This window comes from Streptomyces sp. NPDC002784, from assembly GCF_053592135.1.
Genome location: NZ_JBSFVD010000011.1, coordinates 145,599 through 169,820 on the forward strand (window position 1 = coordinate 145,599; position 24,222 = coordinate 169,820).

A 24,222-nucleotide genomic window follows, 5' to 3' on the forward strand; every position below is an offset into this window, starting at 1 on the left:
CACCGGGGACCCCGGTGAGTCACCGACACTGGAAGGAAAGAACGGTCGCGATGACGGTTCCCCTGCCGACGGCCACCACGCGGTGGCGCTGCACGCTCTGCGGCAACCTCACCCGTTTCGATGTGACCCGCTCGTCGAAGGTCGTCGAGTACGTCCACCTCGACCTCGCCGGTGAGCCCAAGGTCGAGGAGCGCGAGGTGGTCAGTGAGACCATCGAGTCGGTGCGCTGCCGCTGGTGCAACGCCGTGGACCAGGTGGAACTCGTGGACAGGCCGGGCGCCGGCTCCTGAGGGAGCGGGCCCCGCTCGGGTGATCCCCCACGCCAGGAGGGATCCCGCACAGGCGATGAGGTGAGACGGATGGTGGAGACCGCAGGCGGGGGGCCGGGCGACGGCGCCGCTGAGGTGCTCGACCGTCCGCTGCCCGACGGAGTGCGCCGCCGGGTCGTGCAGATCGTCTCCGACGGGTTCGGCGGGCTGACCGTCGGCGAACTGCCCGCCCAGCTGAGACAGTACGCCCGCTTCGCCCCGAACCGGCGGGTCAAGTTCGCCGGCAACGCCATGGCCGCGGCCCTGGAGACCGATCCGCTCTTCCGCCAGCGCATCGGGGAGAAGCTGAGAGAGGCCCAGCCGGAACTCGCCGGCGCCCTCGACTCCGGCTCGCCGCCCCCGGCCGCGGATCCGCTCGATGTGGCGGCCGCGGCCTATGTGCTGCGGCCCACCGGCTGGGTCAAGCTGGTGACCGCGGCGGGCGAGGAGGCCCAGCGGGCCGACGCCGAGCGCGTCGACGAGGAGAGCCGGGCCGAACTGGAACGGCTGCGCGCCGACCTCGCTCAGGCCAGGGAGCAGATCCGGACCGAGACCGAGCGGCTGCGCACCGAGCTGGACGCGTCCAAGAAGGAAGCGGAATCGCTTCACCGCAAGCTGCGGGCGGCTCTCAGCGACGTCAAGCGCGGCGAGGCGGCGCTGCGCAAGGCGCACGGCGAGATCGAGGCCGTACGGGCGGAGACGCACGGGCAGGTGTCGGCCGCCGAGAGCGAGACCCGGCGGCTGAAGTCGCGGCTCGCCGAGGCGGAGGCCGCCCTGGAGGCCACCCGCCGGGCGGCGCGCGAGGGGCGCAGCGTGGAGGACATGCGGGTACGGCTGCTGCTGGACACCCTGCTCGACGCCACCCAAGGGCTGCGCCGGGAACTGGCGTTGCCGCCGGTGTCGGTGCGTCCGGCCGAGACCGTGGACGCGGTCGAACCGGGACGTATGACCCCCAAGGACATCGCCGCACGGGCGTTGTCCGAGAACGACCCCGCCATCATCGACCAGTTGCTGGCGCTGCCCCAGGCGCATCTGGTCGTCGACGGCTACAACGTCACCAAGACCGGCTATCCCCAGATGCCGCTGGAGAAGCAGCGCCTGAGGCTCCTCGGGCAGCTCTCCCAGCTCGCCGCGCAGACCGGCGCCGAGGTGACCTGTGTCTTCGACGGCGCCGAGCTGGTCGCGCCGGTGCTGCTGGCGCCGCCGCGCGGGGTGCGGGTGCTGTTCTCCAAACCGGGGATCACCGCCGACGAGTTGATCCGTCAGCTGGTGCGCGCCGAGCCGCCGGGGCGCCCGGTCATCGTCGTCTCGACCGACCGCGAGGTGGCCGACGGGGTGGCCCGCGCGGGCGCCCGTCCGGTGGCATCTGCGGTGCTTCTGAAGCGACTGTCCTGAAGGTCAACCTACAGCTGCAATGCCCGAATTGACGGAACCGTCACGCGACGTAGCGTCAAGTGGACATCACTGCACGTGGGTTGATGGTAAAGAATGCGGACCGTAACCGGGATAAATCGCCCAGGGATTTGAACTGATCACAGCTGTATCACTAGGGTCTGCCTTCGAACCTCCGCTCGGAAGATCACTCAGAAGAAGGAGTTCGCCTCCGTGGCGTCCCACCGTCGACCCAAGCAGCCGAGCCGTGCACGTGTGACCGTGCTGACCACCGCCGCTGCTGCCGCCGTGGCCATCAGCTCGCAGGCGGCCAACGCCGCGCCCAGCGAGAAGCCGAGCAAGGACGAGGTCAAGGCCAAGGTCGACAAGCTCTACGAGGAGGCCGAGCAGGCCACCGAGAAGTACAACGGCGCCAAGGAGAAGCAGGAGAAGCTCCAGAAGGAGATCTCCACGATCCAGGACAACGTCGCGCGCGGTCAGGAAGACCTCAACGAGATGCGCGACTCCATAGGCCTGGCGGCCGCCGCCCAGTACCGCACCGGCTCCATCGACTCCTCGGTCCAGCTGTTCCTGTCCTCCGACCCGGACGACTACCTCGACAAGGCCTCCACGCTCGATCAGTTGAGCAGCCAGCAGGTCGAGTCGCTGAAGAAGATCCAGGACAAGCAGCGCGAACTCGCCCAGGACCGCTCCGAGGCCACCGAGAAGCTCAAGGACCTCGCCTCCACCCGGACCGAACTGGGCAAGAAGAAGCAGGAAGTCCAGGACAAGCTCGGCGAGGCGCAGAAGCTCCTGAACTCCCTGACCGCCGCCGAGAAGGCCGCCCTCGCCGCCGAGGAGGAGCGCGCCAGCCGCTCGTCCGCCGACCGCGTCGACCTCAGCGGCGCCAGCGCCGGCTCCGGCCGCGCCATGGCCGCCTTCCAGGCCGCCCAGAGCAAGATCGGCTCGCCCTACATCTACGGCGCCTCCGGCCCCTCCTCCTTCGACTGCTCGGGCCTGACCAGCTGGGCCTTCGCCCAGGCCGGTGTCAGCATCCCGCGCACCTCGCAGGCCCAGGCCAACGCCGGCACCCGCATCTACAGCCAGTCCGACCTCAAGGTCGGCGACCTGGTCATCTTCTACGGCGACCTGCACCACGTCGGCTTCTACGCGGGCAACGGCCAGGTGCTGCACGCCCCGCGCACCAACACGGTCGTCCGCTACGAGTCGATCAACAACATGCCGTACCAGTTCGGCGTCCGCATCTGAGCACCCTCAAGATCACGACACCGTGCCGCCCGAACGGGCGAATCCCGGCGACGTGAACTGACCCCGCGCCCCGCCCATGACCTGCGTCATAGGCGGGGCGTCACGTTGCGTGTGCACGGCGGTCGTTGGTCGGCGGCCCGTCGCGGGGCTACTGTCTGCCGCGTTTCCCCCTCGCCGGGGAAGGTCCTTGTCCGCCAGCGGAAGGGGTGCGGCTTCTCGTGGGGTCCCATCGTCGCCTTGTACCGTCCGGGTTCGACCGGGGCGCGAGCGCCGCGCTCTGCGTCATCTCCGCCACCGCCGCGGCCTTCGCAGCCGTACCGGCATCGGCCGCTCCGCACGACGACACCCGGGCCGAGGTGGACCGCCTCTACGAGGAGGCCGAACAGGCCACCGAGGCCTACAACAAGGCCGATGAGCGCGCCGACTCGCTGCGCGAGGAGGTCACCACCGCGCAGGACCGGATCGCCCGGCAGCAGGAGCGCATCAACTCCATGCGGGAGTCGCTCGGTTCGCTGGCCGGAGCGCAGTACCGCTCCGGCGGGCTCGACCCCTCCCTCGCCCTGCTGTTCTCCGACGATCCGGACGACTACCTCGACAAGGCCGCCGTACTGGACCGGATCAGCGCCCGTCAGGCCGGCGAGCTGAAGGAGCTCCAGGACGCGATGCGCGACCTCTCCCAGGAGCGCGCCGAGGCCTCCCGCAAGCTCGGGGAGCTGGAGAAGAGCCGCAAGGCCGTCGCCGCGCACAAGCGGACGGTGGAGGGCAAGCTCGCCAAGGCCCGGCAGCTGCTCAACTCGCTGCCCTCCGACGAGCGCGCCGCCTACGACCGGGCCTCCCGCTCCGGCCGCTCCGACATGCCCGAACTCGGCGGCGCCGCCCCGGCGTCGGGCCGCGCGGCCGCCGCGATCGCCGCCGCCCGCTCCGCCCTCGGCAAGCCGTACGTCTGGGGCGCCAGCGGCCCCAGCGGCTTCGACTGCTCGGGCCTGATGCAGTGGTCGTACGCGCAGGCCGGGGTCGCCCTGCCCCGCACCTCCCAGGGCCAGCGCTTCGCCGGCCGCCAGGTCCCCCTCTCCCAGGCCCAGCCCGGCGACCTGGTCACCTACCGCTCCGACGCCAGTCATGTCGGGATGTACATGGGCAACGGCCAGGTGATTCACGCGCCCTACCCGGGGGCGCCGGTGCGCTACGACCCGGTGGGGATGATGCCGGGGGCCACGGTCACCAGGGTCTGAAGGCTCCGCCGGGGGTCTGACCCCGGCGGCCTGATCGCCGTACGATCGCGGCATGGCTGGTCGAGGGCGGGCGTCCGGATCCGGTGTGGTGGTGCTGTGTCTGCTGTTCGTCTCGCTCGTGGCGTGCGGGGGGCGGCCGGCCACGGACGCGGCGCGGGATGCGGTGCAGCGGGTGCTGGACCGGCGGGCCGAGGCGATCGTCGAGCGGGACGAGTCGGCCTTCGTCCGCACCGGCGCGCGGAGCGGCTTCGACGATCTGCGCGAGGTGCCGTTCGCCGAGTGGTCCTACCGGGTGACCGGACTGCGGCGCAGCGGGGACAGCGCCACCGCCGAAGCCGAACTGCGCTACCGCCTCCGGGGCGACGACCGGGCCCCGGTCACCGCGGCCCGCAGCCTGCAGCTCAGCCTCGACGCCGGCGGCGCCTGGTACGTCGAGTCCGAGCGGCCCGCCCGCAAGGCCGCCGACCAGCTGTGGGACCAGGGCCGGGTGGACGTGGTCCGCGGTGAGCGCAGCATCGTGCTCGGCGTCGGACAGAGCGGCGCCCGGCTCAGCGCCTTCGCCGACCTGGCCGACCGGGCCGTGCCCGCGGTGAACCGGGCCTGGGACACCGAGTGGCCGCGCCGGCTCGTCGTCCTCGTACCGCAGTCCCTGGAGGCGATGGCGGGACTGCTCGGCTCGCCCGCCTCCTCGTACCGCGGGATCGCGGCCGTGACCACCGGCGAGACCGGCGCCCCCGCCGACGCGCCCGCGGACCGGATCATCCTCAACCCGGTCGCGTACGGCGTCCTCGGCCAGAGCGGCAAGCAGGTGGTGCTCACCCACGAGGCCACCCACGTCGCCACCCGGGCCCACACCAGCGCCGCCACCCCGCTCTGGCTCTCCGAGGGATACGCCGACTGGGTCGGCTACCTCGGCACCGGGCGCTCGCCCGTCGAGGCCGCCCCGGAGCTGTGGCAGGCGGTGACCGAGGGGGAGATCCCGGCGGGGCTGCCGACCGACGAGGACTTCGGCTTCAGCGGGGACTCGGCCGGGCTCGCGCAGGCCTACGAGAGCGGCTGGATGGCCTGCCGGATGATCGCGGAGCGCTGGGGCGACGAGCGGCTCGCCGAGTTCTACCGGGCCGTCGGCGGGCACCAGAAGCGGCCCGGCGCGGTCGAGGAGGCCATGGACCAGGTCCTCGGCACGACCGTGGCGGACTTCACCGCGCAGTGGCGGGACTATCTGCGCACGCAGTTCGGCTGACCGCGCTCCCGCACCGCCGGGTCCCGGCTCAGGAGGGCAGCGAGGTCTCCTTGGCGCGGGTGGCCTGGGCCGGCAGGGGAGCGGCCTCGGGGGCGGAGACCGTCGAGCGCCACAGGGCGCGGGCGGCCAGGACCGTGGCCAGCACCAGCAGGCCGTTGCGCAGGAACAGCAGGGTGACGCCGAGCCAGTCGCTGGACACCACGTGCGAGAACCAGACCGGGAACTCCAGCACCGTCAGCAGGCACGCCGCCAGCACCAGAGCGGCCGGCACGCCCATCCGGCTGCCCCGGAAGCACAGGCACACCGCGGCCAGCCCGACCAGCCACACCAGGTACTGCGGGCTGATCACCCGGCTGGTCGTGGTGAACATCAGCACCGCCACCAGGGCGGCGTCCGCGAGCGTGTGCGGCAGGAACCGGTTCGCCCGGAACCGCCACCGCAGCAGCCAGCCGAAGGCCAGCGCGGTCAGCACCAGCGCGGCCGTGCTGACCACGTCCACGTACGGGCCGAGGAACTCCACCGAGCCGTAGTTCAGCAGCACCTGCCCGTCCCAGCCGAAGTGCCGGGCCACATGGAAGACCAGGGCGCCCAGCGACTCCACCTCGGTGCCGCGGTCCCGCTGGAAGGTCAGGAACGCGAACGCGCCCGGCATCGCCACGCCGAACAGCGCCGCCAGAGCGGCGGCGGTCACCGCGGCCGACACCCAGGCCGAGCGGCGGCGGGCGGCGACCAGCAGCAGCACCGGCCACACCTTCAGCAGCGCCGCGAACGCCGTCAGCGCGCCCATCACCCGGGGGTGCCGGGCGCCCGCCAGCAGGGCGGCCACCGCCACCGCGGTCACCATCACGTCGTAGCGGGCGTAGACGGTCGGCCCGAGCAGCGGGACGCCCACGGCCCACACCCAGGGGCCGCGCAGGCTCCGGCCCGGGCGCAGGCCCGCGTACAGCAGCAGGGCGAGGACGGCGAGGTCGGCGGTGAAGGCGAGGACGAAGAAGGCGGAGGCGTAGTCCAGGTGGAACAGGACCGCCGGGGAGAGGATCGCTAGGGCGGCGGCGGGCGGGTACTGCCAGGTGACGTCGTCCTGCGGGAACGTTCCGGTGCGCAGCACCTCGTACCAGCCCTGGTAGATCACCGAGACGTCGCTGGTGACGTCCGGGCCGGGGAAGACGTACACCTTGAACACGAAGAGCAGCAGGACCACCCTGGTCAGGGCCCAGATGACGAGCAGTCCCGCCAAGGACCGCCGCGTGCCCGTCGTCTCCACCTGGTCCCCTGCCGTCCGTGTCCGTCTTGAGGGGAACATGATGTCCCGGGAAACTGTGCGTCGGCCACCAGCGCGGCCGGGACGCGCTGTGCGGTACGCCTCGGATAAGGTCGGCCGCGATGCACAAGACGCTCATCGTGACGAACGACTTCCCGCCCCGCCCCGGCGGCATCCAGGCCTTCCTGCACAACATGGCGCTACGGCTGGACCCGGAGCGGCTGGTCGTCTACGCCTCCACCTGGAAGCGCGGCCAGGAGGGCGCCGAGGCCACCGCCGCCTTCGACGCCGACCAGCCCTTCACCGTCGTACGCGACGCCACGACGATGCTGCTGCCCACGCCCCGGGTCACCCGGCGGGCGGTGGGGCTGCTGCGGGAGCACGGCTGTACGTCGGTGTGGTTCGGGGCGGCGGCGCCGCTCGGTCTGATGGCCCCGGCGCTGCGCACGGCCGGTGCCGAACGCCTGGTCGCCACCACCCACGGCCACGAGGCCGGCTGGGCCCAGCTGCCCGCCTCCCGGCAGCTGCTGCGCCGGATCGGGGACTCGACGGACACCATCACCTACCTCGGCGAGTACACCCGCTCCCGCATCGCCGGCGCGCTGAGCCCCGCGGCGGCCCGGCGGATGGCGCAGCTCCCGCCGGGCGTCGACGAGAAGACCTTCCACCCCGGATCCGGCGGTACCGAGGTCCGCGCCCGCCTGGGGCTGACCGACCGCCCGGTGATCGTCTGCGTCTCCCGGCTGGTCCCGCGCAAGGGGCAGGACACCCTGATCCTGGCCATGCCCCGGATCCTGGCGAAGGAACCGGACGCGGTCCTGCTGATCGTGGGCGGCGGCCCCTACGAGCGGGACCTGCGCAAGCTGGCCGACGAGACCCGGGTGGCCGACTCCGTCCACTTCACGGGCGCGGTCCCCTGGTCCGAACTGCCCGCCCACTACGGCGCCGGTGACGTGTTCGCCATGCCCTGCCGTACGCGCCGGCGGGGCCTGGACGTGGAGGGGCTCGGCATCGTCTACCTGGAGGCATCGGCGACGGGGCTGCCCGTGGTCGCGGGCGACTCGGGCGGAGCGCCGGACGCGGTCCTGGACGGCGAGACGGGCTGGGTGGTGCGCGGCGGCTCGCCCGAGCAGGCGGCCGACCGGATCGTCACCCTCCTCGGCGACGCGGAACTGCGCCGCCGGATGGGGGAGCGGGGCCGGGAGTGGGTCGAGGAGAAGTGGCGCTGGGACCTGCTGGCCGAGCGGCTCAAGGACCTGCTGTAGCCGGACGGACGACGAAGGCGCGGGGCCCCCGACGGGGACCCCGCGCCTTCGCGCACCGGCAGGTCACTTGGCGTAGATCGCCTCGATCTCCTGCGCGAAGTCCTTCGCCACCACGTTCCGCTTGAGCTTCAGCGACGGCGTCAGATGACCCGACTCCTCGGTGAACTGGGAGGGCAGGACGCGGAACTTGCGCACCGACTCCGCCTTGGAGACCGCGGCGTTGCCGTCGTCGATCGCCGACTGGATCGCGGCCAGCAGGTCCGGGTCGTCGATCAAGGACGCCGCCGTGGCGTCCGCGGGCTTGCCGTGCTCGGCGGCCCAGCGGCCCAGGAACTCCTCGTCGACGGTGACCAGGGCGCCCACGAACGGCCGCCCGTCGCCCACCACCATGCACTCGGCGACCAGCGCGTGCGCGCGGATCCGGTCCTCGATCACGGCCGGGGCGACGTTCTTGCCGCCCGCGGTGACCAGGATCTCCTTCTTGCGGCCGGTGATCCTGAGGTAGCCGTCCTCGTCCAGGGTGCCGATGTCACCGGAGTGGAACCAGCCGTCCCGCAGCGCTTCCTCGGTCGCGCCCGGGTTGTTCCAGTACTCCTTGAAGATGTGCTCGCCGTGCAGCAGCACCTCGCCGTCGTCGGCGATGCGTACCACCGAGCCGGGCAGCGGCTGGCCGACCGTGCCGATCTTCTGGCGGTCCCAGGGGTTGAACGCGGTGGCGGCGCAGGTCTCGGTCAGGCCGTAGCCCTCCAGGACCGAGAAGCCGATGCCGCGGAAGAAGTGCCCCAGCCGCTCGCCCAGCGGGGCGCCGCCGGAGATGGCGTACTCGCCCCGGCCGCCGAGGACCGCGCGCAGCTTGCTGTAGACGAGCCGGTCGAAGACCTTGTGCTTGATCCGCAGGCCGACCGACGGGCCCGAAGCGGTGTCCAGCGCGCGGCTGTAGGCGATGGCGGTGTCCGCCGCCTTGTCGAAGATCCTGCCCTTGCCGTCCGCCTGCGCCTTGGCCCGCGCCGAGTTGTAGACCTTCTCGAAGACGCGCGGCACACCGAGGATCAACGTCGGCCGGAACTCGGCCAGTTCGGTGGTGAGGTCCTTGATGTCGGGCAGGCAGCCCAGCTTGATCGGCGCGATCATCGGGGCGATCTGGACCAGCCGGCCGAACACGTGCGCCAGCGGCAGGAAGAGCAGCACCGAGCACTCGCCGGTCCGGAACAGCGGGCGCAGCCGCTCGACGATGTTGCCGCACTCCGCGAAGAAGTTGCGGTGGGTGAGCACACAGCCCTTGGGGCGGCCGGTCGTGCCGGAGGTGTAGACGATGGTCGCCGGGTCGTCGGCCTTCGCCAGCGAGCCGCGCTCCTCGATCGTCCCGTCGCTGACGTCCTGCCCGAGCCGGCCCAGCTCCTCGACGCCGCCGCCCTCGATCTGCCACAGGTGCTTCAGGGCGGGCAGCCGGTCGCGCACCGACTCCACGGCCGCCGTGTGGCTGTCCAGTTCCGTCAGCACCGCGGTGGCGCCCGAGTCACCGAGGATCCACTGCACCTGCTCCGGGGAGCTGGTCTCGTACACCGGCACGGTGACCGCGCCCGCCGACCAGATCGCGAAGTCCAGCAGGGTCCACTCGTACCGGGTGCGGGACATCAGCCCGATCCGGTCGCCCGGCTGCACCCCGGCCGCCACGAGCCCCTTGGCGGCGGCGCGCACCTCGGCGAGGAAGGCGGTGGCCGTCACGTCCTGCCAGGTCCCGCCCACCTTGCGCGCGATGACGGCGACATCCGGGTGCTGCGCGGCGTTTCTGCGGACGATGTCCGTCAGATTCCCGTCCGCGGGGACCTCGTACATGGCCGGAAGGCTGAACTCGCGCAAGACTGCTGCTCCTCATAGGGCGCCGGCGCCACGACGGTGTGTGATGCGACGGTGCGGTCCAAGGCTCGGGCAGGTACCCAGGCACTTCGGTGGTTGAAATCCTGAGCACGACTGGACTGCCCGGACGTTACCCGCCGGTATGGCGTCTTCGACAGAGGGCCCGGCGAGATGTTCGCTGCGTCACACGGATCGGTACCGCGTGCATGGGTGTTTCTGCGCGCACAGTAGTCGACCGCTTTCACGACTGGCCAGTAACCGCAGGTCCGGCCGCCACTGTTCACGCATGCCGCACAGGCTTACGCTTGATCGCCATGGCATCCACACCATCCGGCAACAGCAGGACGCGCGTTCATGTGGTCAGCGACGTACACGGAAACGTCCGTGACCTGGCCAGAGCCGGCGACGGCGCGGACGCTCTGATCTGCCTGGGTGACCTGGTCCTCTTCCTCGACTACGCCGACCACTCCCGCGGCATCTTCCCCGACCTCTTCGGCGCCGACAACGCCGACCGCATCGTCGAGCTGCGCACCGCGCGCCGCTACGACGAGGCCCGCGAGTTCGGGGCCCGGCTGTGGGCGGGGATCGGCTCGGACCGCGGCGCGGTGATCGAGAAGGCGGTGCGCAAGCAGTACGCCGAGCTGTTCGCCGCCTTCCCGACACCGACGTACGCGACCTACGGCAATGTCGACATGCCGCCGCTGTGGCCCGAATACGCCGGGCCCGGCACCACCGTGCTGGACGGGCAGCGGGTGGAGATCGGCGGCCGGACCTTCGGCTTCGTCGGGGGCGGACTCAGGACACCGATGCGCACGCCGTACGAGATCAGCGACGAGGAGTACGCGGCGAAGATCGAGGCGGTGGGCGAGGTGGACGTGCTGTGCACCCACATCCCACCGGAGGTGCCGGAACTCGTCTACGACACGGTGGCGCGGCGCTTCGAGCGGGGCAGCAGGGCGCTGCTGGAGGCGATCCGGCGGACCAAGCCGCGGTACTCGCTGTTCGGGCACGTCCACCAGCCGCTGGTGCGGCGGATGCGGATCGGGTCCACGGAGTGCGTGAACGTGGGGCACTTCGCCGGGACCGGCAAGCCGTGGGCGCTGGAGTGGTGACCTCGGCTGCGCGGTAGCCTTCACGCTGCACACTCGTGCGCACGAGGACGACATACCGGCCCGCATCTGGAGGAGCCACAGCGATGGCGGAACACACCAGCTCGAGCATCACGATCGAGGCGGCACCGGCCGACGTCATGGGGGTGATCGCCGACTTCGCCCGCTACCCGGACTGGACCGGCGAGGTGAAGGAGGCGGAGGTCCTCGCCACGGACGGCCAGGGCCGCGCCGAGCAGGTGCGCCTGGTGATGGACGCGGGGGCGATCAAGGACGACCAGGTGCTGGCGTACACCTGGACCGGTGCGCACGAGGTCTCCTGGACGCTGGTGAAGTCCCAGATGCTGCGCTCGCTGGACGGCTCCTACCTCCTGAAGCCGACGGGGTCCGGCGCGACCGAGGTCACCTATGTGCTGACCGTGGACGTCAAGATCCCGATGCTCGGGATGATCAAGCGCAAGGCGGAGAAGGTCATCATCGACCGGGCGCTGGCCGGGCTGAAGAAGCGCGTGGAGTCGGGTTCGCAGTAAGGGGCGCGGGTGGGCCTCGGTTACCGTTCACCCTCATGCGCACCATCTTGATCACGGGTCCGGGCGGCAGCGGTCGTACGACCGTTGCGGCCGCCACCGCACTCGCCGCCGCCCGCGCCGGTGATCGGGTCCTCGTGCTGAGCGCCGACCGCGCCGACACCCTCGGCGCCGTGCTCGGTACACCCACCGGCCCCGAGCCGCTGGCGGCCGGCGAGCGGCTCACCGCCTGGCGGCCCGACGCCGCCGCCGGGTTCCGGGACGACCTCACCGCCTTCCAGGAGCGGGCCACCACCGCCCTCGACCTCCTCGGCGCCTCCCGGCTCGACCCGGAGGAGGTCACCCCTCTTCCCGGTGCCGAGGAACTGACCCTGCTGCGCGCCCTGCGCGACGCGGCCCTGTCCGAGAAGCACGACCTGCTCGTCGTGGACCTCCCGGCCACCCCGCACGCCCTCGCCCTGCTCGCCCTCCCCGAGGAACTGCGCCGCTACCTGCGCCGGCTGCTGCCCTCCGAGCGGCAGGCGGCCCGCGCCCTGCGGCCCGTGCTCGGCCGGCTCGCCGGCGTCCCCATGCCCGCCGAGTGGCTCTACGAGACGGCCGCCCGCTGGGACCTCGAACTCGCCGCCGTCGAAGCCGTCGTCGCCGACCCGCGCACCGCCGTACGCCTGGTCGCCGAGCCCGGCCCGGCCGGCGCCGACGCCGTGCGGGCCGCCGTCCTCGCCCTCGCCCTGCGCGGACTGCGCCCCGACGTCCTGATCGCCAACCGGGTCGCCCCGGAGGAGTGGCCCGCCGGACTCGTCGTCCAGCAGCGCAAGGTCCTGGAGGAGTGGCAGGAGGCGTACGACGTCCACGCCGTGCCCCACCTCGGGCACGATCCGCGCGGCGCCGACGACCTCGCCGCCCTGGCCGTCCCCGACGCCGTCAACCCGGTGTCCTCCACCGTCGAGTGGCCCGTCACCGACCACCTCGCCGACGACGGGGTGCTGGTGTGGAGCCTCCCGCTGCCCGGCGCCCTGCGCGACGACCTCGACCTCGTCCGGCGCGGGGACGAACTCGTCGTCACCGCGGGCCCCTTCCGCCGTATCGTCCCCCTGCCGTCCGCCCTGCGCCGGTGCTCCGTCGACGGGGCCGCGCTGCGCGACGGCGTGCTGCGGATCCGGTTCGCGCCGGACCCGCGGTTGTGGCCCGGGACCCGGTGAAGGCGGTACGGCCGTTCGGGTAACGTCGTAGGGACGAACCGTAGTCAGGAGTCCGCCATGAGCGAAGAGCTTCCGCCGTCCGACGCCGCGGAGCAGGAGGCGCTCGACGAGACACGGGTGTCCGACCCCGACGCGTGGGCGACGGCGTGCGCCGAGGACCTCGCCGCGGAGCAGTCCCGCCGTCGCACCCAGTACGGCCCGCCCCCCGGCTCGGCCGCCGAGGAACTGCGCAAGCTCGTCGACGCGGTCGGCGACAAGCTGACCTCGCTGCAGTCCCCGCTGCTGGGCGCGGTCGCCGGACCCGCCGCCCAGCAGGTGGTCAAGCAGGTCGTGGAGCAGGCGAAGGCCGCCGTCGAGCCCGTCATCGAACGCAACCCGGACGTCTTCGACCACCTCGCGGCGGCCGGAAACGAACTCCTCGCCGCCTACCGCTCCGCCGTCCAGGCCCAGGAACGCCGCTGGACCACCGGCGACGAGCGCGACCCGGACAAGCGCCGGGACCGCGGCGACGAGTCCGGCCCCGGCGAGCGCATCGACCTCGACTGAGGGGGCCGCGGCTGTAGACGCCCTCGAACCGGGCTCGTGCGCCTGTCCTCAGAGCGGACGACAGGAATCGCGGGGCAGGGCCTCGGGTACGGTTGGCCGTAGCGGGGCTCGACCGAAACTGAGGGATTCATGGGACTCACCATCGGCGTCGACATCGGCGGCACGAAGATCGCGGCCGGGGTGGTCGACGAGGAAGGCAACATCCTCTCGACCCATACGGTGCCGACCCCGGGCACGCCCGAGGGCATCGTGGACGCCATCGCCTCCGCAGTCGAAGGCGCGCGCGCCGGGCACGAGATCGTCGGCGTGGGCATCGGCGCCGCCGGCTACGTCAACCGGCAGCGCTCGACGGTCTACTTCGCGCCGAACATCGACTGGCGCCAGGAGCCGCTGAAGGAGAAGGTCGAGGCCCGCGTGGGCCTTCCGGTCGTCGTGGAGAACGACGCCAACGCCGCGGCCTGGGGCGAGTACAAGTTCGGCGCCGGCAAGGGCCACCGCAACGTCATCTGCATCACGCTCGGCACCGGCCTCGGCGGCGGCATCATCATCGGCAACAAGCTGCGCCGCGGCCACTTCGGCGTCGCCGCCGAGTTCGGCCACATCCGCATGGTCCCGGACGGGCTGCTGTGCGGCTGCGGCTCGCAGGGCTGCTGGGAGCAGTACGCCTCCGGGCGCGCCCTCGTCCGGTACGCCAAGCAGCGCGCCAACGCCACCCCCGAGCGCGCCGAGACGCTGCTCGCCCTGGGCAACGGCCACCCCGACGGCATCGAGGGCAAGCACATCTCCGTCGCCGCCCGGCAGGGCGACCCGGTCGCCGTCGACTCCTACCGCGAGCTGGCCCGCTGGGCCGGCGCGGGCCTCGCCGACCTGGCCTCCCTGTTCGACCCGTCGGCGTTCATCGTCGGCGGCGGTCTCTCCGACGAGGGCGAGCTGGTCCTGGACCCGATCCGCAAGTCCTACAAGCGCTGGCTGGTGGGCGGCAACTGGCGTCCGGTGGCCGACGTGATCGCGGCCCAGCTGGGCAACAAGGCGGGTCTGGTGGGGGCGGCGGACCTGGCGCGGGAGCCCGACCCGGTCATGTGACTCCCTGACGGGGCGCGGGGCGTACACGCTCCGCGCCCCGAGTCGGGGGCGTAGATTGATCCACATGTCTGACGGTTCAGCCCTCGTCCGAGTCCTGAGCTACAACATCCGCTCGATGCGGGACGACACCGCCGCGCTGGCCAGGGTGATCCGGGCCTGTGCACCGGATCTCGTCCTGGTGCAGGAGGCTCCCCGCTTCTTCCGCTGGCGCAAGAAGCTGGCCCGGCTGGCCCGGGCGTCCGGCCTGGTCGTGCTCACCGGCGGCGGCACCGCGGCGGGCCCGGCGATCCTCTGCGGCCTGCGCGCCGGGGTCGAGCGCACCGAGGACGTCCTCCTCCCGCTCACGCCGGGGTTGCACCGGCGCGGCTTCGCCACCGCGGTGGTCCGCTTCGGCTCCGCCCGGGTGGGCGTCCTCAGCTGCCACCTGAGCCTGCAGAAGGACGAGCGCTACGACCAGGGCGGCCTGCTCCTGGACCGGCTGGCCGCGCTGGGCGTGGAGCACGCGATCGCCGGCGGCGACCTCAACGAACGCCCCCACGGCCGCACCTTCCGGCGCCTCGCCGACGATCTCCAGGACTGCTGGGCCGTGGCCCCCTGGGGCGGTGAGTACACCTCCACCCCCGCCCACCCGCATCAGCGCATCGACGCGATCTTCGCGACGAAGGGCATCGAGGTGCTCAGCTGTGGGGTCCCGCTGGGGCAACCCGGAGTCTCCGAGGCCGACCTCATGGCGGCGACGGATCACCTGCCCGTACTGGCGGCACTGCGCGTGCCCGTGGCTTGATCCGGCGTCGGGCTGCTCTCATGGGGGCGGCCCGTGACCTGCCCGTGCCCGCAGCCCGGCCCGGCGTTCAGTGGCACGGCCGAGGGCGGCCGCGGACCGTCTCCTGGTCCTGGCCGCCCTCCGCATCCCCCACATCCCCGGCATCCCCGCGTCCTAGACGACCGCGCCCCGCCCGGGATCGTCGTCGTCCTCGTCGCCCGTCCGCATCCGCATCACCAGCGTGGCGAACCCGCCCAGGAAGCCGCCGATGCCCAGCGTGGTGAGCCACCAGGTCATCTCCCAGCCCAGCAGCACCGCGAGCAGCAGCAGTATCGGCCCGCCGAGCACCGCCAGCCACGCGAACTTCGCCGTGGTGTCCGCCGCGGGCAGCTCCGGCGGCTCCGGCGGCACGAAGTGGCCCTCGTCGTCCTCGTCGAAGTCCTCGTCCGTCGGCTCGGGCGCCGTGTAGTCGCGGGGGCCGACGCCGGGCGCGAAGGCGACGGAGCCGCCCAGCGGCCGCACCGGCTCGGTCAGCGTGTCCCCGTCGGTCTTCTCGGTCTCGTCGTCGTTGGTCTCGGCCTCCAGCAGCGCCAGGTCCTCGACGGACTTGAACGGCTTGGACCCCGGCGGGTCCGTCGGCTCGTCGCCGTACCCGGCGACGATGGCCGCCCAGGCGGCGTCCTCGTCGAAACGGGCACCCTGGTCGTCCGGCTCGCGATCCTCGCGGTCGGAGTCGTGCTCAGCCACCTACGGCCGTCCCTTCCTTGCCGAGACCGGTTGCGATCCGGGTCATGAACGCGTGGCTCTCCTCGAAGATCCGGTCCGCGTCATGGTCCAACGTCGCCACGTGGTAGCTCTGTTCCAGCACGACCTCCGTCACGTCCGTCGACGACACCCGGCTCAGCACGCGCGCCGAGTCGGCCGGCGGCACCACATGGTCCTGCGGGCTGCGCAGCAGCAGCAACGGCTGGGTGACCTGCGGCAGCTCACCGTCGACCAGCCGGAAGAACTGCCGCAGCGAGTGCGCGGCGTGCAGCGGCACCCGGGTGTAGCCGATCTCCTCGCTGCCCTCCTTGGCGATGTCGCTGGCGATGCCCTTCGTCGTGGGCACGAAGTGCCGGACCACCGGCAGGGCGTGTGCGGCCAGGCCGTGCACCTTATTGGCGGGGTTGACCACGACCACGCCGTCGATCGCGTCGCCGTGCTTGGCGGCCAGCCTGAGCGCCAGGGCACCGCCCATCGACAGACCGGCCACGAAGACCCGCGCGGAGCGCTCCCGCAGCGCGCGCAGCTCGCGGTCCACCTCCGCGTACCAGTCCTGCCAGCCGGTGAGCCGGAGGTCCTCCCAGCGGGTGCCGTGCCCGGGCAGCAGCGGCAGCGAGACGGTCAGACCGCGCTCGGCGAGATACTCCGCCCAGGGGCGCAGCGACTGCGGGGAACCGGTGAAGCCGTGGCAGAGGAGAACGGACGTCTCCCCGCCCTCATGGCGGTACGGCTCGGCTCCAGGAAGGACCGGCACCTTCGGTCTCCTGTTCATGAGGTCGGTTGCAGGTACTTCACCGTACGCGACCGCACTGACACCGACCAGGGTCGACGGCCTCTTTGACGGCGCTCCGGGTTAAGGTCTCATCGACAGACATCAGGAGGCACTCGGTTGTTGTACGGCGCGATGAAGGTATCCATCGGGGGGCCGCTGAAGCTCGCCTTCAGGCCCTGGGTGGAAGGCCTGGAGAACGTCCCCGCCGAGGGCCCCGCCATCCTGGCGAGCAACCACCTCTCGTTCTCCGACTCGTTCTTCCTGCCCGCGGTCCTCGACCGCAAGGTCACCTTCATCGCGAAGGCCGAGTACTTCACCACCCCGGGCCTCAAGGGCCGGCTGACGGCCGCGTTCTTCAAGGGCGTCGGCCAGCTCCCCGTGGACCGCTCCGGCGCGCGCGGCGCGGGCGAGGCGGCCATCAAGAGCGGTATCGAGGTGCTGGAGCGCGGCGAGTTGTTCGGCATCTACCCCGAGGGCACGCGCTCGCCCGACGGCCGGCTGTACCGGGGCAAGCCCGGCGGCCTCGCGCGCGTGGCGCTCGCCACCGGGGCGCCGGTCATCCCGGTCGCCATGATCGACACGGAGAAGATCCAGCCGCCGGGGAAGGTGATGCCCAAGCTGATGCGGCCGGGCATCCGGATCGGCAGGCCCCTGGACTTCACCCGCTACCAGGGCATGGAGCACGACCGCTTCGTCCTGCGCGCGGTGACCGACGAGGTCATGTACGAGATCATGAAGCTCTCCGGCCAGGAGTACGTCGACATGTACGCCGCCGCCGCCAAGCGCCGGCTCGCGGAAGCGGCCAAGGCCGAGAAGGAAGCGGAGAAGGCGGCCCGGGCCGCTCTCGCCAAGGCCGCGAAGGAGCAGGCGGACAAGGAGAAGTCCGAGTCCTAGACACGGCGGTGCCGTTCGGGGGGTGGGGGAGTTGGCCAGGCGCGAGAAGGTCCTGAGGATGTCGGTCGAGCAGCCGCTGTGGCGTGCGCTCATGGGGTACCGGATCCTCACCCTGCTGTACGCGATCGGCCTGTTCATCAGCGCCTACGACGAGTTCGCGCGCCCCTGGGCCGCCATCGCCTACTTCGCCGTACTGACCGTGTGGACGTTCGCGACCCTGCCCAAGGTGGCGAACGCCGCCGCCTGCACCAAGCCCTTCCTCGCCGCCGACCTGACCCTCGCGCTCGTCGGCATCCTCCTCACGCGGGTCGCCGACTCGGCCGCCCACATCGAGTCGGGCAGCCCGACCCTGCCGTCGATATGGACGGCCGGTTCCGTGCTGGCCTTCGCCATCAAGGGCGGCTGGCGCTGGGCGGCCTTCGCCTCCACCCTGGTCGCCGTCGCCAACCTCGTCCACCGCGGCTCCCCGACCCGCGACACCGTCCACGCGGTGATCCTCGTCTGGGTCGCCTCCATCGCCATCGGCTACGTCGTCGAGGTCGCCCGCGCCTCCGAGCGCACCCTCGCCCGCGCCCTGGAGATCGAGGCCGCGACCCGGGAACGCGAGCGGCTCGCCCGGGACATCCACGACAGCGTCCTGCAGGTGCTCGCCATGGTGCAGCGGCGCGGCGCCGTCATCGGCGGCGAGGCGGCCGAACTGGGGCGCATGGCGGGCGAGCAGGAGGTGGCGCTGCGCACCCTGGTCTCCGGCGGTCTGACCCCGGTGTCCCGGGTGTCGGAGGACGCGGCCGAGGGGGCGCTGGTCAGGGCCGTGGAGGAGGAGCCCCACGAGGACGGGCCGCTCGATCTGCGGGCGCTGCTCGCGCCCTACGCCGGGTCCCGGACCAGTCTCGCCGAGCCCGGGGCGCCCGTGGTGCTGGCGCCGGCCGCCGCGCGGGAGCTGGCCGCGGCCGTCGGGGCCGCTCTGGACAATGTCCGTGAGCACGCCGGCGAGCACGCGCGCGCGTGGATCCTGGTGGAGGACGAACCGGACGCGGTGATCGTGACCGTCCGGGACGACGGGCCCGGCATCCCCGAGGGGCGGCTCGCGCAGGCCGAGGGCGAGGGGCGGCTCGGGGTCGCCCTGTCGATCCGGGGGCGGCTGCGGGACATCGGGGGCAGCGCGGAGCTGATCTCGGTGCCCGGTCAGGGCACGGAAGTCGAACTGAAGGTACCGAAGCAGATGTCCCGGGGGATGCGATGAGCGAGCAGGGCGGACCGATCAGGGTCATGGTGGTCGACGACCACCCCATGTGGCGCGACGCCGTCGCCCGGGACCTGGGCGAGTCCGGGTTCGAGGTGGTCGCCACCGCGGGCGACGGCGAGCAGGCCGTGCGCCGCGCCAAGGCCGCGGGCCCCGACGTGCTCGTCCTCGACCTCAACCTGCCCGCCAAGCCCGGCGTCCAGGTCTGCAAGGAACTCGTCGCCCACAACCCGGCCCTGCGCGTGCTGGTCCTGTCCGCGAGCGGCGAGCACGCCGACGTCCTGGAGGCCGTGAAGTCCGGCGCCACCGGCTATCTGCTGAAGTCGGCCTCCACGGAGGAACTTGTCGACGCGGTCCGCCGTACCGCCGTCGGCGACCCGGTGTTCACCCCGGGCCTGGCCGGACTGGTCCTCGGCGAGTACCGGCGCCTGGCCTCCGAACCCGCGCCCGCCGACCGCGACGCCGGCCGGCCGGGTGCCCCGCAGCTCACCGATCGCGAGACCGAGGTGCTGCGGCTGGTCGCCAAGGGCCTGAGCTACAAGCAGATCGCCGAACGGCTCGTCATCTCCCACCGCACCGTGCAGAACCACGTCCAGAACACCCTCGGCAAGCTCCAACTGCACAATCGCGTGGAACTCGTTCGGTACGCGATAGAGCGTGGACTTGACGACGAGTAAACGAACATCCTGACGTTTCACCGGAATTGCGGCTCCGACCCATCCCTGAGTGACCTGGATCACTATTAGCGTGGCCTTTCCAGGCAACCGCGGCGAAGGGACATTTCCATGCGGGTCGGAGTACTGACCGGAGGCGGCGACTGCCCCGGTCTCAACGCCGTCATCCGGGCCATCGTCCGCAAGGGCGTACAGGAGTACGGCTACGACTTCACCGGCTTCCGGGACGGCTGGCGCGGTCCGCTCGACGGCGACACCGTCCGTCTCGACATCCCCGCCGTGCGCGGCATCCTGCCCCGCGGCGGCACCATCCTCGGCTCCTCTCGCACCAACCCGCTCAAGCACGAGGACGGCATCCGGCGGATCAAGGAGAACCTGGCCAAGCAGGAGGTCGACGCGCTCATCACGATCGGCGGCGAGGACACCCTCGGGGTGGCCGCGCAGCTGTCGGACGAGTATGGCGTGCCCTGCGTCGGCGTCCCGAAGACCATCGACAACGACCTGTCCGCCACCGACTACACCTTCGGCTTCGACACCGCCGTCGGGATCGCCACCGAGGCCATCGACCGGCTGCACACCACCGCCGAGTCCCATATGCGCGTCCTCGTCGTGGAGGTGATGGGCCGTCACGCCGGGTGGATCGCCATCCACTCCGGCCTGGCGGGCGGCGCCAACGTCATCCTCATCCCCGAGCAGCGCTTCGACATCGAGAAGGTGTGCGCCTGGGTGACCTCCCGCTTCAAGGCGTCGTACGCCCCCATCGTGGTCGTCGCCGAGGGCGCCATGCCGAAGGACGGCGACATGGTCCTCAAGGACGGGTCGCTGGACTCCTTCGGGCACGTCCGGCTCTCCGGCGTCGGCGAGTGGCTGGCCAAGGAGATCGAGCGGCGCACCGGCAAGGAGGCCCGTACGACCGTGCTCGGGCACGTCCAGCGCGGCGGCACCCCCAGCGCCTTCGACCGCTGGCTCGCCACCCGCTTCGGGCTGCACGCCATCGAGGCCGTCCGCGACGGCGACTTCGGCAAGATGGTCGCCCTGCGCGGCACGGACATCGTCCGCGTCCCGATCGCGGACGCCACGGCGAAGCTGAAGACGGTCGATCCGGAGCTGTACGAGGAGGTCGGGGTCTTCTTCGGCTGACCGGGCAGCCGGGGGTCATGGGCCGTATATTCGGCCCATGACCCTCTGATCCGGGAGCCTGACGTGGAGATCCTCGCCTTCGGTGTCCAGGCGGACGAGAGGCCCCTGATCGAGCACGCCTTCGCCGGCCACCACGAGGTCCGCTGCCTGGACGTCTTCCTCAACGAGGACACCGCTCCGATCGCGGCCGGCTACGAGACCGTCTCCACCAGCGTCAACGCCGACCTCGGCGCCCGTGTCCTGGAACTCCTCGCGGCGGGCGGCACACGGATGGTCGCCCAGCGCTCCACCGGGTTCAACAACATCGACCTGGACGTCGCCGAGCGGCTCGGCATGACGGTCGCCCGGGTGTCGTACTACTCGCCGTACTCGGTCGCCGAGTTCGCCTGGACGCTCGCCATGGCCGTCAACCGCCGTGTCGTGCGCGCCTCCACCCGCACCCGGGACTTCGACTTCCGGCTCGACGGCCTGATGGGCCGCGACCTGCACGGCCGCACCGCCGGCGTCCTCGGCACCGGCAAGATCGGCGAGGCGTTCGCCCGCATCGCGCACGGCTTCGGCATGCGACTGCTGGGCTGGGACATCGCCGAGAACCCGGCCTGCGCGGAACTCGGCATGCGGTACGTCCCCAAGGACCAGCTGCTCGCCGAGTCCGACCTGGTCAGCCTGCATGTGCCGCTGATGCCCGAGACCCGGCACCTGATCGACGCGCCCGCCCTGAAGGCGATGCGGGACGACGCGATCCTGGTGAACTCCAGCCGCGGCGGCCTGATCGACACCGCGGCCCTCGTCGCGGAACTGCGCGAGGGCCGCTTCACCGGCGTCGGCCTCGATGTGTACGAGGCGGAGGCGGGCCTGTTCTTCCTCGACAAGTCCCTGCAGGCGATCGAGGACGACATCCTGGCCCGCCTGGTCACCTTCCCGAACGTCCTGGTCACCTCGCACCAGGCGTACTACACCGTGGACGCCGTCGGCCAGATCGTCGACGCCACGGTGCAGAACGTCCTGGACTACACGGCGGGCCGCCGCTCGGAGAACGTGCTGGTGCCGCGCAGCTGACCGACCAGCTCCCGCACGATCGAGGCGCCGTTCAGCGTCAGCACCGACTCGGGGTGGAACTGCACCCCGGCGAAACCGGGCCCGCGCAGCGCGTGGACCTCGTACGCCGGGCTCCGGCTGATCTCGACGCCGTGCGCGGCCAGTTCGCCGGCCGCCTCGTCGTCGCAGCGGGCCACGAAGCTGTTGTAGAAGCCGACGGTCTCGGGCCGCCCGAACAGATCGACCGACGTCTGCGCCCCCTGGTACGGGACCTCCTTGCGTACGATCTCCAGCCCCAGCTCCGCCGCGATCAGCTCGTGTCCGAGGCAGACGCCGAGGACCCCGTGCCGGTGACCGCGGAGCACCTCCGCGGTCAGGGCCCGCAGGAAGCGCATCTTGGGGTCGGCGGTGTCGGCCGGGTCGCCGGGACCCGGGCCGAGCACGAGAGGTCCCTCGTGCGCGCGGACGGCTTCCGTGAGGCCCGGCTCGTCGTAGCGCCGGACGGTGACCTCCAGCCCGCCGGAGCGCAGCACGTGCGCGAGCATCGCGGTGAAGGTGTCCTCGCCGTCGACGACCAGGGCGTGCCCGGTGAGCTCCGCGGCCCGCTCCTGCATCCGCAGCCAGAACGGCGCGAGGAACGCACGGCGTCCGTCGAGCGCGGCACGCACGCGGGGGTCGTCGGCCGGCCCGGGGCGCGTGCCGTCATTGCGGGGCCGGGATGGGCGTACCCCGAGGGCGGCCAGCACTCCCGCCGCCTTCGCGTGGGTCTCCGCGACCTCGCTCTCCGCGTCCGAGCCCCGCACGAGGGTCGCGCCGACCGGCACCCGCAGCCGCCCGTCGGCGTCGATGTCCGCGGTGCGGATGAGGATGGGGGAGTCGAGGGTCTGCGCGCCGCCGGAGTCCCGGCCGAGCAGCGCCAGGGCACCCGCGTAGTAGCCGCGCCCGCCGACCTCGTGGCGCTCGATGACCCGGCAGGCGTTCTGCACGGGGGAGCCGGTCACGGTGGCCGCGAACATGGTCTCCTTCAGCACCTCCCGCACGTCCAGCGAGGACTTGCCCCGCAACTCGTACTCGGTGTGCGCGAGATGGGCCATCTCCTTCAGCCGGGGCCCGATCACCACCCCGCCCATGTCCCCGACGGTGCACATCATCTTGAGCTCCTCGTCGACGACCATCGACAGCTCCTCGATCTCCTTGCCGTCGGCGAGGAAGTCCAGCAGATGCTCCGGGGCCGGCCCCTCGGCGGGATAGCGGTACGTCCCGCTGATCGGGTTCATCACGACGGTGCCGCCGGACATCCGCACGTGCACCTCGGGGCTCGCGCCGACCAGGGTCCGCTCCCCGGTGTGCACGACGAACGTCCAGTACGCGCCCCGCTCGCCCTCCAGCAGCCGCCGGAACAGCGCGAGGGCGTCCGCTCTGCCGAACCCGGGGATGTCTCCCTCGTACGTCCGCCGGATCACGAAGTTCGCGCCCTCGCCGCGCCCGATCTCCTCCCGCAGCACGCGCCCGACGATCTCGGCGTACTCCTCGTCGCCGACGTCGAACCGCCCGCCTTGGACGTGCACGTCATGGGCGGGGAGCTGTGCCAGCGCCTCGGCGAGCGGGATCTCGTGCGTTTCCTCGGGGATCAGCACCGTCAGGGGCGTGCCGTCGTCCCGGACGTCGAAGCCCCGCTCCCGGATCTGGCGGAAGGGCACCAGCGCGAGGCCCTCGTCGGGCAGGTCGGCGAGGCGGTCGCAGGAGCGGACCGGGCCGAGGAGGACATCGACGGTGTTCTCGTCATGGCCCGGCGTGCGGCGGCGCAGCAGGGCGAACGGGCGGGGATCGTCGAGCAGGTCGAGCAGCTGCATGGGTCCGTTTCCTTCTCCTGAGAGGACGTCTGAGAGGAACGGACCCCGGAAAACACCGAAGGCCGCCCCTCGGGCGGCCTTCGCGAAGTCTGAGTACGCGCAGTCAGCGGGCCGCCGGAGAAGCGGTCCACCACCAGTTCTGGTTCTGGGTCGAGTGCGCGAACATGCCCCGACCCTAACGCATCAGCAGCAGATCGAGGGCGCGGTCGAGATAGCCCGTCAGCCCGTCCCCCTCCGGCAGCGTGGCCGGGACGGCGTGGGCGAGCTGGGCGTGCCCCAGGTAGACGCTGTACGCGAGCAGTCCGCGGCGCCGGGCCTCCGGCTCGGGGAAACCGGCCTCGGCGAAGAGCCGCGCCACATAGGCGACCCGGCGCTCGGTGACCCGGCCGAGCACCGCCGCGACGCGCGGGTCGTCCGCGGTCGCCAGGAGGGTCACCTCCAGCACGTCGTCCGCGGCCGACCCGATCGCCGCGGCGAACAGCAGGCGCAGCCGCCGCTCGGGGTCGGGCTCCGTCTCCAGCTCGGTGATGAGCGCCTCGGTCTGGGTCTCGGCCCAGCGTTCCAGCGCCGCCTCGATCAGCGCGTCCCGGTTGGCGAAGTGCCAGTAGAAGCTGCCCTTGGTGGTGCCGAGACGGGTGGCGAGCGGTTCCACGGCGACCGCGGCGAGCCCGCCCTCGCCCATCGCGAGGAGCGCGGCGTCCGCCCAGTCGTCGGCGCTGAGCCGGGGCTTGCCGGGGGTCTTGCCGGAGGTCTTGCGAGGGGGGCGTTGCACCATGACCGTACGGTTGACCATACGCCACCGTATGGAGG

24 protein-coding genes are annotated in these 24,222 nt (G+C 72.1%); 17 read left to right on the plus strand and 7 right to left on the minus strand.

Translation table 11 applies throughout. From position 1 onward, the window contains the following. The first annotated feature begins 50 nt into the window (after positions 1 to 50). From ACWD1Z_RS20795 to ACWD1Z_RS20815, 5 genes are all read left to right on the plus strand, one after another. A complete protein-coding gene (locus ACWD1Z_RS20795) occupies positions 51 to 290 on the plus strand; it encodes a hypothetical protein (RefSeq protein ID WP_055541554.1) in 240 nt (79 codons plus the stop codon). Between the two features lie 69 nt (positions 291 to 359). Continuing rightward, a complete protein-coding gene (locus tag ACWD1Z_RS20800) occupies positions 360 to 1,703 on the plus strand; it encodes an NYN domain-containing protein (protein WP_451120585.1) in 1,344 nt (447 codons plus the stop codon). 210 nt (positions 1,704 to 1,913) lie between these two features. After that, a complete protein-coding gene (locus tag ACWD1Z_RS20805; protein WP_451120586.1) occupies positions 1,914 to 2,948 on the plus strand; it encodes an NlpC/P60 family protein in 1,035 nt (344 codons plus the stop codon). A 218-nt stretch (positions 2,949 to 3,166) separates the two neighbouring features. Then, a complete protein-coding gene (locus ACWD1Z_RS20810; RefSeq protein ID WP_451120588.1) occupies positions 3,167 to 4,180 on the plus strand; it encodes an NlpC/P60 family protein in 1,014 nt (337 codons plus the stop codon). Positions 4,181 to 4,232: 52 nt separating this feature from the next. After that, positions 4,233 to 5,423: a hypothetical protein gene (locus ACWD1Z_RS20815; RefSeq protein WP_451120589.1), complete on the plus strand. Its 1,191-nt coding sequence runs from the start codon at positions 4,233 to 4,235 to the stop codon at positions 5,421 to 5,423. Positions 5,424 to 5,451: 28 nt separating this feature from the next. Here ACWD1Z_RS20815 and ACWD1Z_RS20820 read toward each other — a convergent pair whose 3' ends face one another. Then, entirely contained in the window at positions 5,452 to 6,687 is a 1,236-nt protein-coding gene (locus ACWD1Z_RS20820; protein WP_451120591.1) for a glycosyltransferase 87 family protein, read from the minus strand. 119 nt (positions 6,688 to 6,806) lie between these two features. On the opposite strand from ACWD1Z_RS20820, the gene ACWD1Z_RS20825 reads away from it, so the two are divergent. Next, on the plus strand, positions 6,807 to 7,949 hold the full coding sequence (locus ACWD1Z_RS20825; RefSeq protein ID WP_451120593.1) for a glycosyltransferase family 4 protein: 1,143 nt from the start codon (positions 6,807 to 6,809) through the stop codon (positions 7,947 to 7,949). A gap of 63 nt (positions 7,950 to 8,012) precedes the next feature. Here ACWD1Z_RS20825 and ACWD1Z_RS20830 read toward each other — a convergent pair whose 3' ends face one another. Beyond that, a complete protein-coding gene (locus tag ACWD1Z_RS20830; RefSeq protein ID WP_451120594.1) occupies positions 8,013 to 9,809 on the minus strand; it encodes an AMP-dependent synthetase/ligase in 1,797 nt (598 codons plus the stop codon). Between the two features lie 311 nt (positions 9,810 to 10,120). Here ACWD1Z_RS20830 and ACWD1Z_RS20835 point away from each other — a divergent pair, with 311 nt between their 5' ends. The 6 genes from ACWD1Z_RS20835 to ACWD1Z_RS20860 all read left to right on the plus strand — a co-directional run bounded on the left by ACWD1Z_RS20835 (position 10,121) and on the right by ACWD1Z_RS20860 (position 15,054). Then, the gene (locus ACWD1Z_RS20835; RefSeq protein WP_451120595.1) at positions 10,121 to 10,918 is read left to right on the plus strand and encodes a metallophosphoesterase family protein; all 798 of its coding nucleotides are present in this window, start codon (positions 10,121 to 10,123) and stop codon (positions 10,916 to 10,918) included. A gap of 83 nt (positions 10,919 to 11,001) precedes the next feature. Beyond that, positions 11,002 to 11,445, plus strand: coding sequence for an SRPBCC family protein (locus ACWD1Z_RS20840; RefSeq protein WP_451120597.1), 444 nt, complete (start codon positions 11,002 to 11,004; stop codon positions 11,443 to 11,445). A gap of 35 nt (positions 11,446 to 11,480) precedes the next feature. After that, positions 11,481 to 12,641, plus strand: a complete 1,161-nt coding sequence (locus ACWD1Z_RS20845; protein ID WP_451120599.1) for an ArsA family ATPase — start codon at positions 11,481 to 11,483, stop codon at positions 12,639 to 12,641. A gap of 57 nt (positions 12,642 to 12,698) precedes the next feature. Beyond that, positions 12,699 to 13,187: a DUF5304 domain-containing protein gene (locus tag ACWD1Z_RS20850; RefSeq protein WP_451120600.1), complete on the plus strand. Its 489-nt coding sequence runs from the start codon at positions 12,699 to 12,701 to the stop codon at positions 13,185 to 13,187. Between the two features lie 129 nt (positions 13,188 to 13,316). Then, positions 13,317 to 14,270: an ROK family glucokinase gene (locus tag ACWD1Z_RS20855; RefSeq protein WP_383372611.1), complete on the plus strand. Its 954-nt coding sequence runs from the start codon at positions 13,317 to 13,319 to the stop codon at positions 14,268 to 14,270. Positions 14,271 to 14,334: 64 nt separating this feature from the next. After that, entirely contained in the window at positions 14,335 to 15,054 is a 720-nt protein-coding gene (locus tag ACWD1Z_RS20860) for an endonuclease/exonuclease/phosphatase family protein (protein ID WP_451120602.1), read from the plus strand. A 153-nt stretch (positions 15,055 to 15,207) separates the two neighbouring features. Here the strand turns inward: ACWD1Z_RS20860 and ACWD1Z_RS20865 are convergent, their stop codons facing one another. Further along, the gene (locus ACWD1Z_RS20865) at positions 15,208 to 15,780 is read right to left on the minus strand and encodes a hypothetical protein (RefSeq protein ID WP_451120604.1); all 573 of its coding nucleotides are present in this window, start codon (positions 15,778 to 15,780) and stop codon (positions 15,208 to 15,210) included. Continuing rightward, positions 15,773 to 16,552: an alpha/beta hydrolase gene (locus ACWD1Z_RS20870; protein ID WP_389418516.1), complete on the minus strand. Its 780-nt coding sequence runs from the start codon at positions 16,550 to 16,552 to the stop codon at positions 15,773 to 15,775. Before ACWD1Z_RS20870 ends, ACWD1Z_RS20865 begins: the two co-directional genes overlap by 8 nt. Before the next feature lie 150 nt (positions 16,553 to 16,702). Here ACWD1Z_RS20870 and ACWD1Z_RS20875 point away from each other — a divergent pair, with 150 nt between their 5' ends. From ACWD1Z_RS20875 to ACWD1Z_RS20895, 5 genes are all read left to right on the plus strand, one after another. Next, complete coding sequence (locus ACWD1Z_RS20875; RefSeq protein ID WP_451120606.1) at positions 16,703 to 17,464, plus strand: lysophospholipid acyltransferase family protein; 762 nt, start codon at positions 16,703 to 16,705, stop codon at positions 17,462 to 17,464. 31 nt (positions 17,465 to 17,495) lie between these two features. Continuing rightward, the gene (macS, locus tag ACWD1Z_RS20880) at positions 17,496 to 18,707 is read left to right on the plus strand and encodes a MacS family sensor histidine kinase (RefSeq protein WP_451120608.1); all 1,212 of its coding nucleotides are present in this window, start codon (positions 17,496 to 17,498) and stop codon (positions 18,705 to 18,707) included. Then, entirely contained in the window at positions 18,704 to 19,384 is a 681-nt protein-coding gene (locus ACWD1Z_RS20885; RefSeq protein WP_389418519.1) for a response regulator, read from the plus strand. The genes macS and ACWD1Z_RS20885 overlap by 4 nt, the downstream gene beginning before the upstream one ends. A gap of 108 nt (positions 19,385 to 19,492) precedes the next feature. Beyond that, on the plus strand, positions 19,493 to 20,521 hold the full coding sequence (locus ACWD1Z_RS20890) for a 6-phosphofructokinase (RefSeq protein ID WP_451120611.1): 1,029 nt from the start codon (positions 19,493 to 19,495) through the stop codon (positions 20,519 to 20,521). Positions 20,522 to 20,584: 63 nt separating this feature from the next. Next, positions 20,585 to 21,580, plus strand: a complete 996-nt coding sequence (locus tag ACWD1Z_RS20895) for a 2-hydroxyacid dehydrogenase (protein WP_451120613.1) — start codon at positions 20,585 to 20,587, stop codon at positions 21,578 to 21,580. Here the strand turns inward: ACWD1Z_RS20895 and ACWD1Z_RS20900 are convergent. From ACWD1Z_RS20900 to ACWD1Z_RS20910, 3 genes are all read right to left on the minus strand, one after another. Then, the gene (locus tag ACWD1Z_RS20900; protein WP_451120615.1) at positions 21,532 to 23,412 is read right to left on the minus strand and encodes an anthranilate synthase family protein; all 1,881 of its coding nucleotides are present in this window, start codon (positions 23,410 to 23,412) and stop codon (positions 21,532 to 21,534) included. The genes ACWD1Z_RS20895 and ACWD1Z_RS20900 overlap by 49 nt on opposite strands. Before the next feature lie 103 nt (positions 23,413 to 23,515). Continuing rightward, complete coding sequence (locus ACWD1Z_RS20905) at positions 23,516 to 23,578, minus strand: trp operon leader peptide (protein ID WP_358864531.1); 63 nt, start codon at positions 23,576 to 23,578, stop codon at positions 23,516 to 23,518. A 9-nt stretch (positions 23,579 to 23,587) separates the two neighbouring features. After that, positions 23,588 to 24,187: a TetR/AcrR family transcriptional regulator gene (locus ACWD1Z_RS20910; RefSeq protein WP_451120617.1), complete on the minus strand. Its 600-nt coding sequence runs from the start codon at positions 24,185 to 24,187 to the stop codon at positions 23,588 to 23,590. Positions 24,188 to 24,222 lie beyond the last annotated feature (35 nt).

Coding starts and splice junctions, on each gene's coding strand:
- ACWD1Z_RS20910 (WP_451120617.1), bottom strand. CDS start 24,187: ATGGTGCAACGCCCCCCTCGCAAGACCTCCGGCAAGACCCCCGGCAAG.
- ACWD1Z_RS20795 (WP_055541554.1), top strand. CDS start 51: ATGACGGTTCCCCTGCCGACGGCCACCACGCGGTGGCGCTGCACGCTC.
- ACWD1Z_RS20835 (WP_451120595.1), top strand. CDS start 10,121: ATGGCATCCACACCATCCGGCAACAGCAGGACGCGCGTTCATGTGGTC.
- ACWD1Z_RS20900 (WP_451120615.1), bottom strand. CDS start 23,412: ATGCAGCTGCTCGACCTGCTCGACGATCCCCGCCCGTTCGCCCTGCTG.
- ACWD1Z_RS20855 (WP_383372611.1), top strand. CDS start 13,317: ATGGGACTCACCATCGGCGTCGACATCGGCGGCACGAAGATCGCGGCC.
- ACWD1Z_RS20800 (WP_451120585.1), top strand. CDS start 360: ATGGTGGAGACCGCAGGCGGGGGGCCGGGCGACGGCGCCGCTGAGGTG.
- ACWD1Z_RS20845 (WP_451120599.1), top strand. CDS start 11,481: ATGCGCACCATCTTGATCACGGGTCCGGGCGGCAGCGGTCGTACGACC.
- ACWD1Z_RS20875 (WP_451120606.1), top strand. CDS start 16,703: ATGAAGGTATCCATCGGGGGGCCGCTGAAGCTCGCCTTCAGGCCCTGG.
- ACWD1Z_RS20890 (WP_451120611.1), top strand. CDS start 19,493: ATGCGGGTCGGAGTACTGACCGGAGGCGGCGACTGCCCCGGTCTCAAC.
- ACWD1Z_RS20815 (WP_451120589.1), top strand. CDS start 4,233: ATGGCTGGTCGAGGGCGGGCGTCCGGATCCGGTGTGGTGGTGCTGTGT.
- ACWD1Z_RS20850 (WP_451120600.1), top strand. CDS start 12,699: ATGAGCGAAGAGCTTCCGCCGTCCGACGCCGCGGAGCAGGAGGCGCTC.
- ACWD1Z_RS20885 (WP_389418519.1), top strand. CDS start 18,704: ATGAGCGAGCAGGGCGGACCGATCAGGGTCATGGTGGTCGACGACCAC.
- ACWD1Z_RS20840 (WP_451120597.1), top strand. CDS start 11,002: ATGGCGGAACACACCAGCTCGAGCATCACGATCGAGGCGGCACCGGCC.
- ACWD1Z_RS20825 (WP_451120593.1), top strand. CDS start 6,807: ATGCACAAGACGCTCATCGTGACGAACGACTTCCCGCCCCGCCCCGGC.
- ACWD1Z_RS20860 (WP_451120602.1), top strand. CDS start 14,335: ATGTCTGACGGTTCAGCCCTCGTCCGAGTCCTGAGCTACAACATCCGC.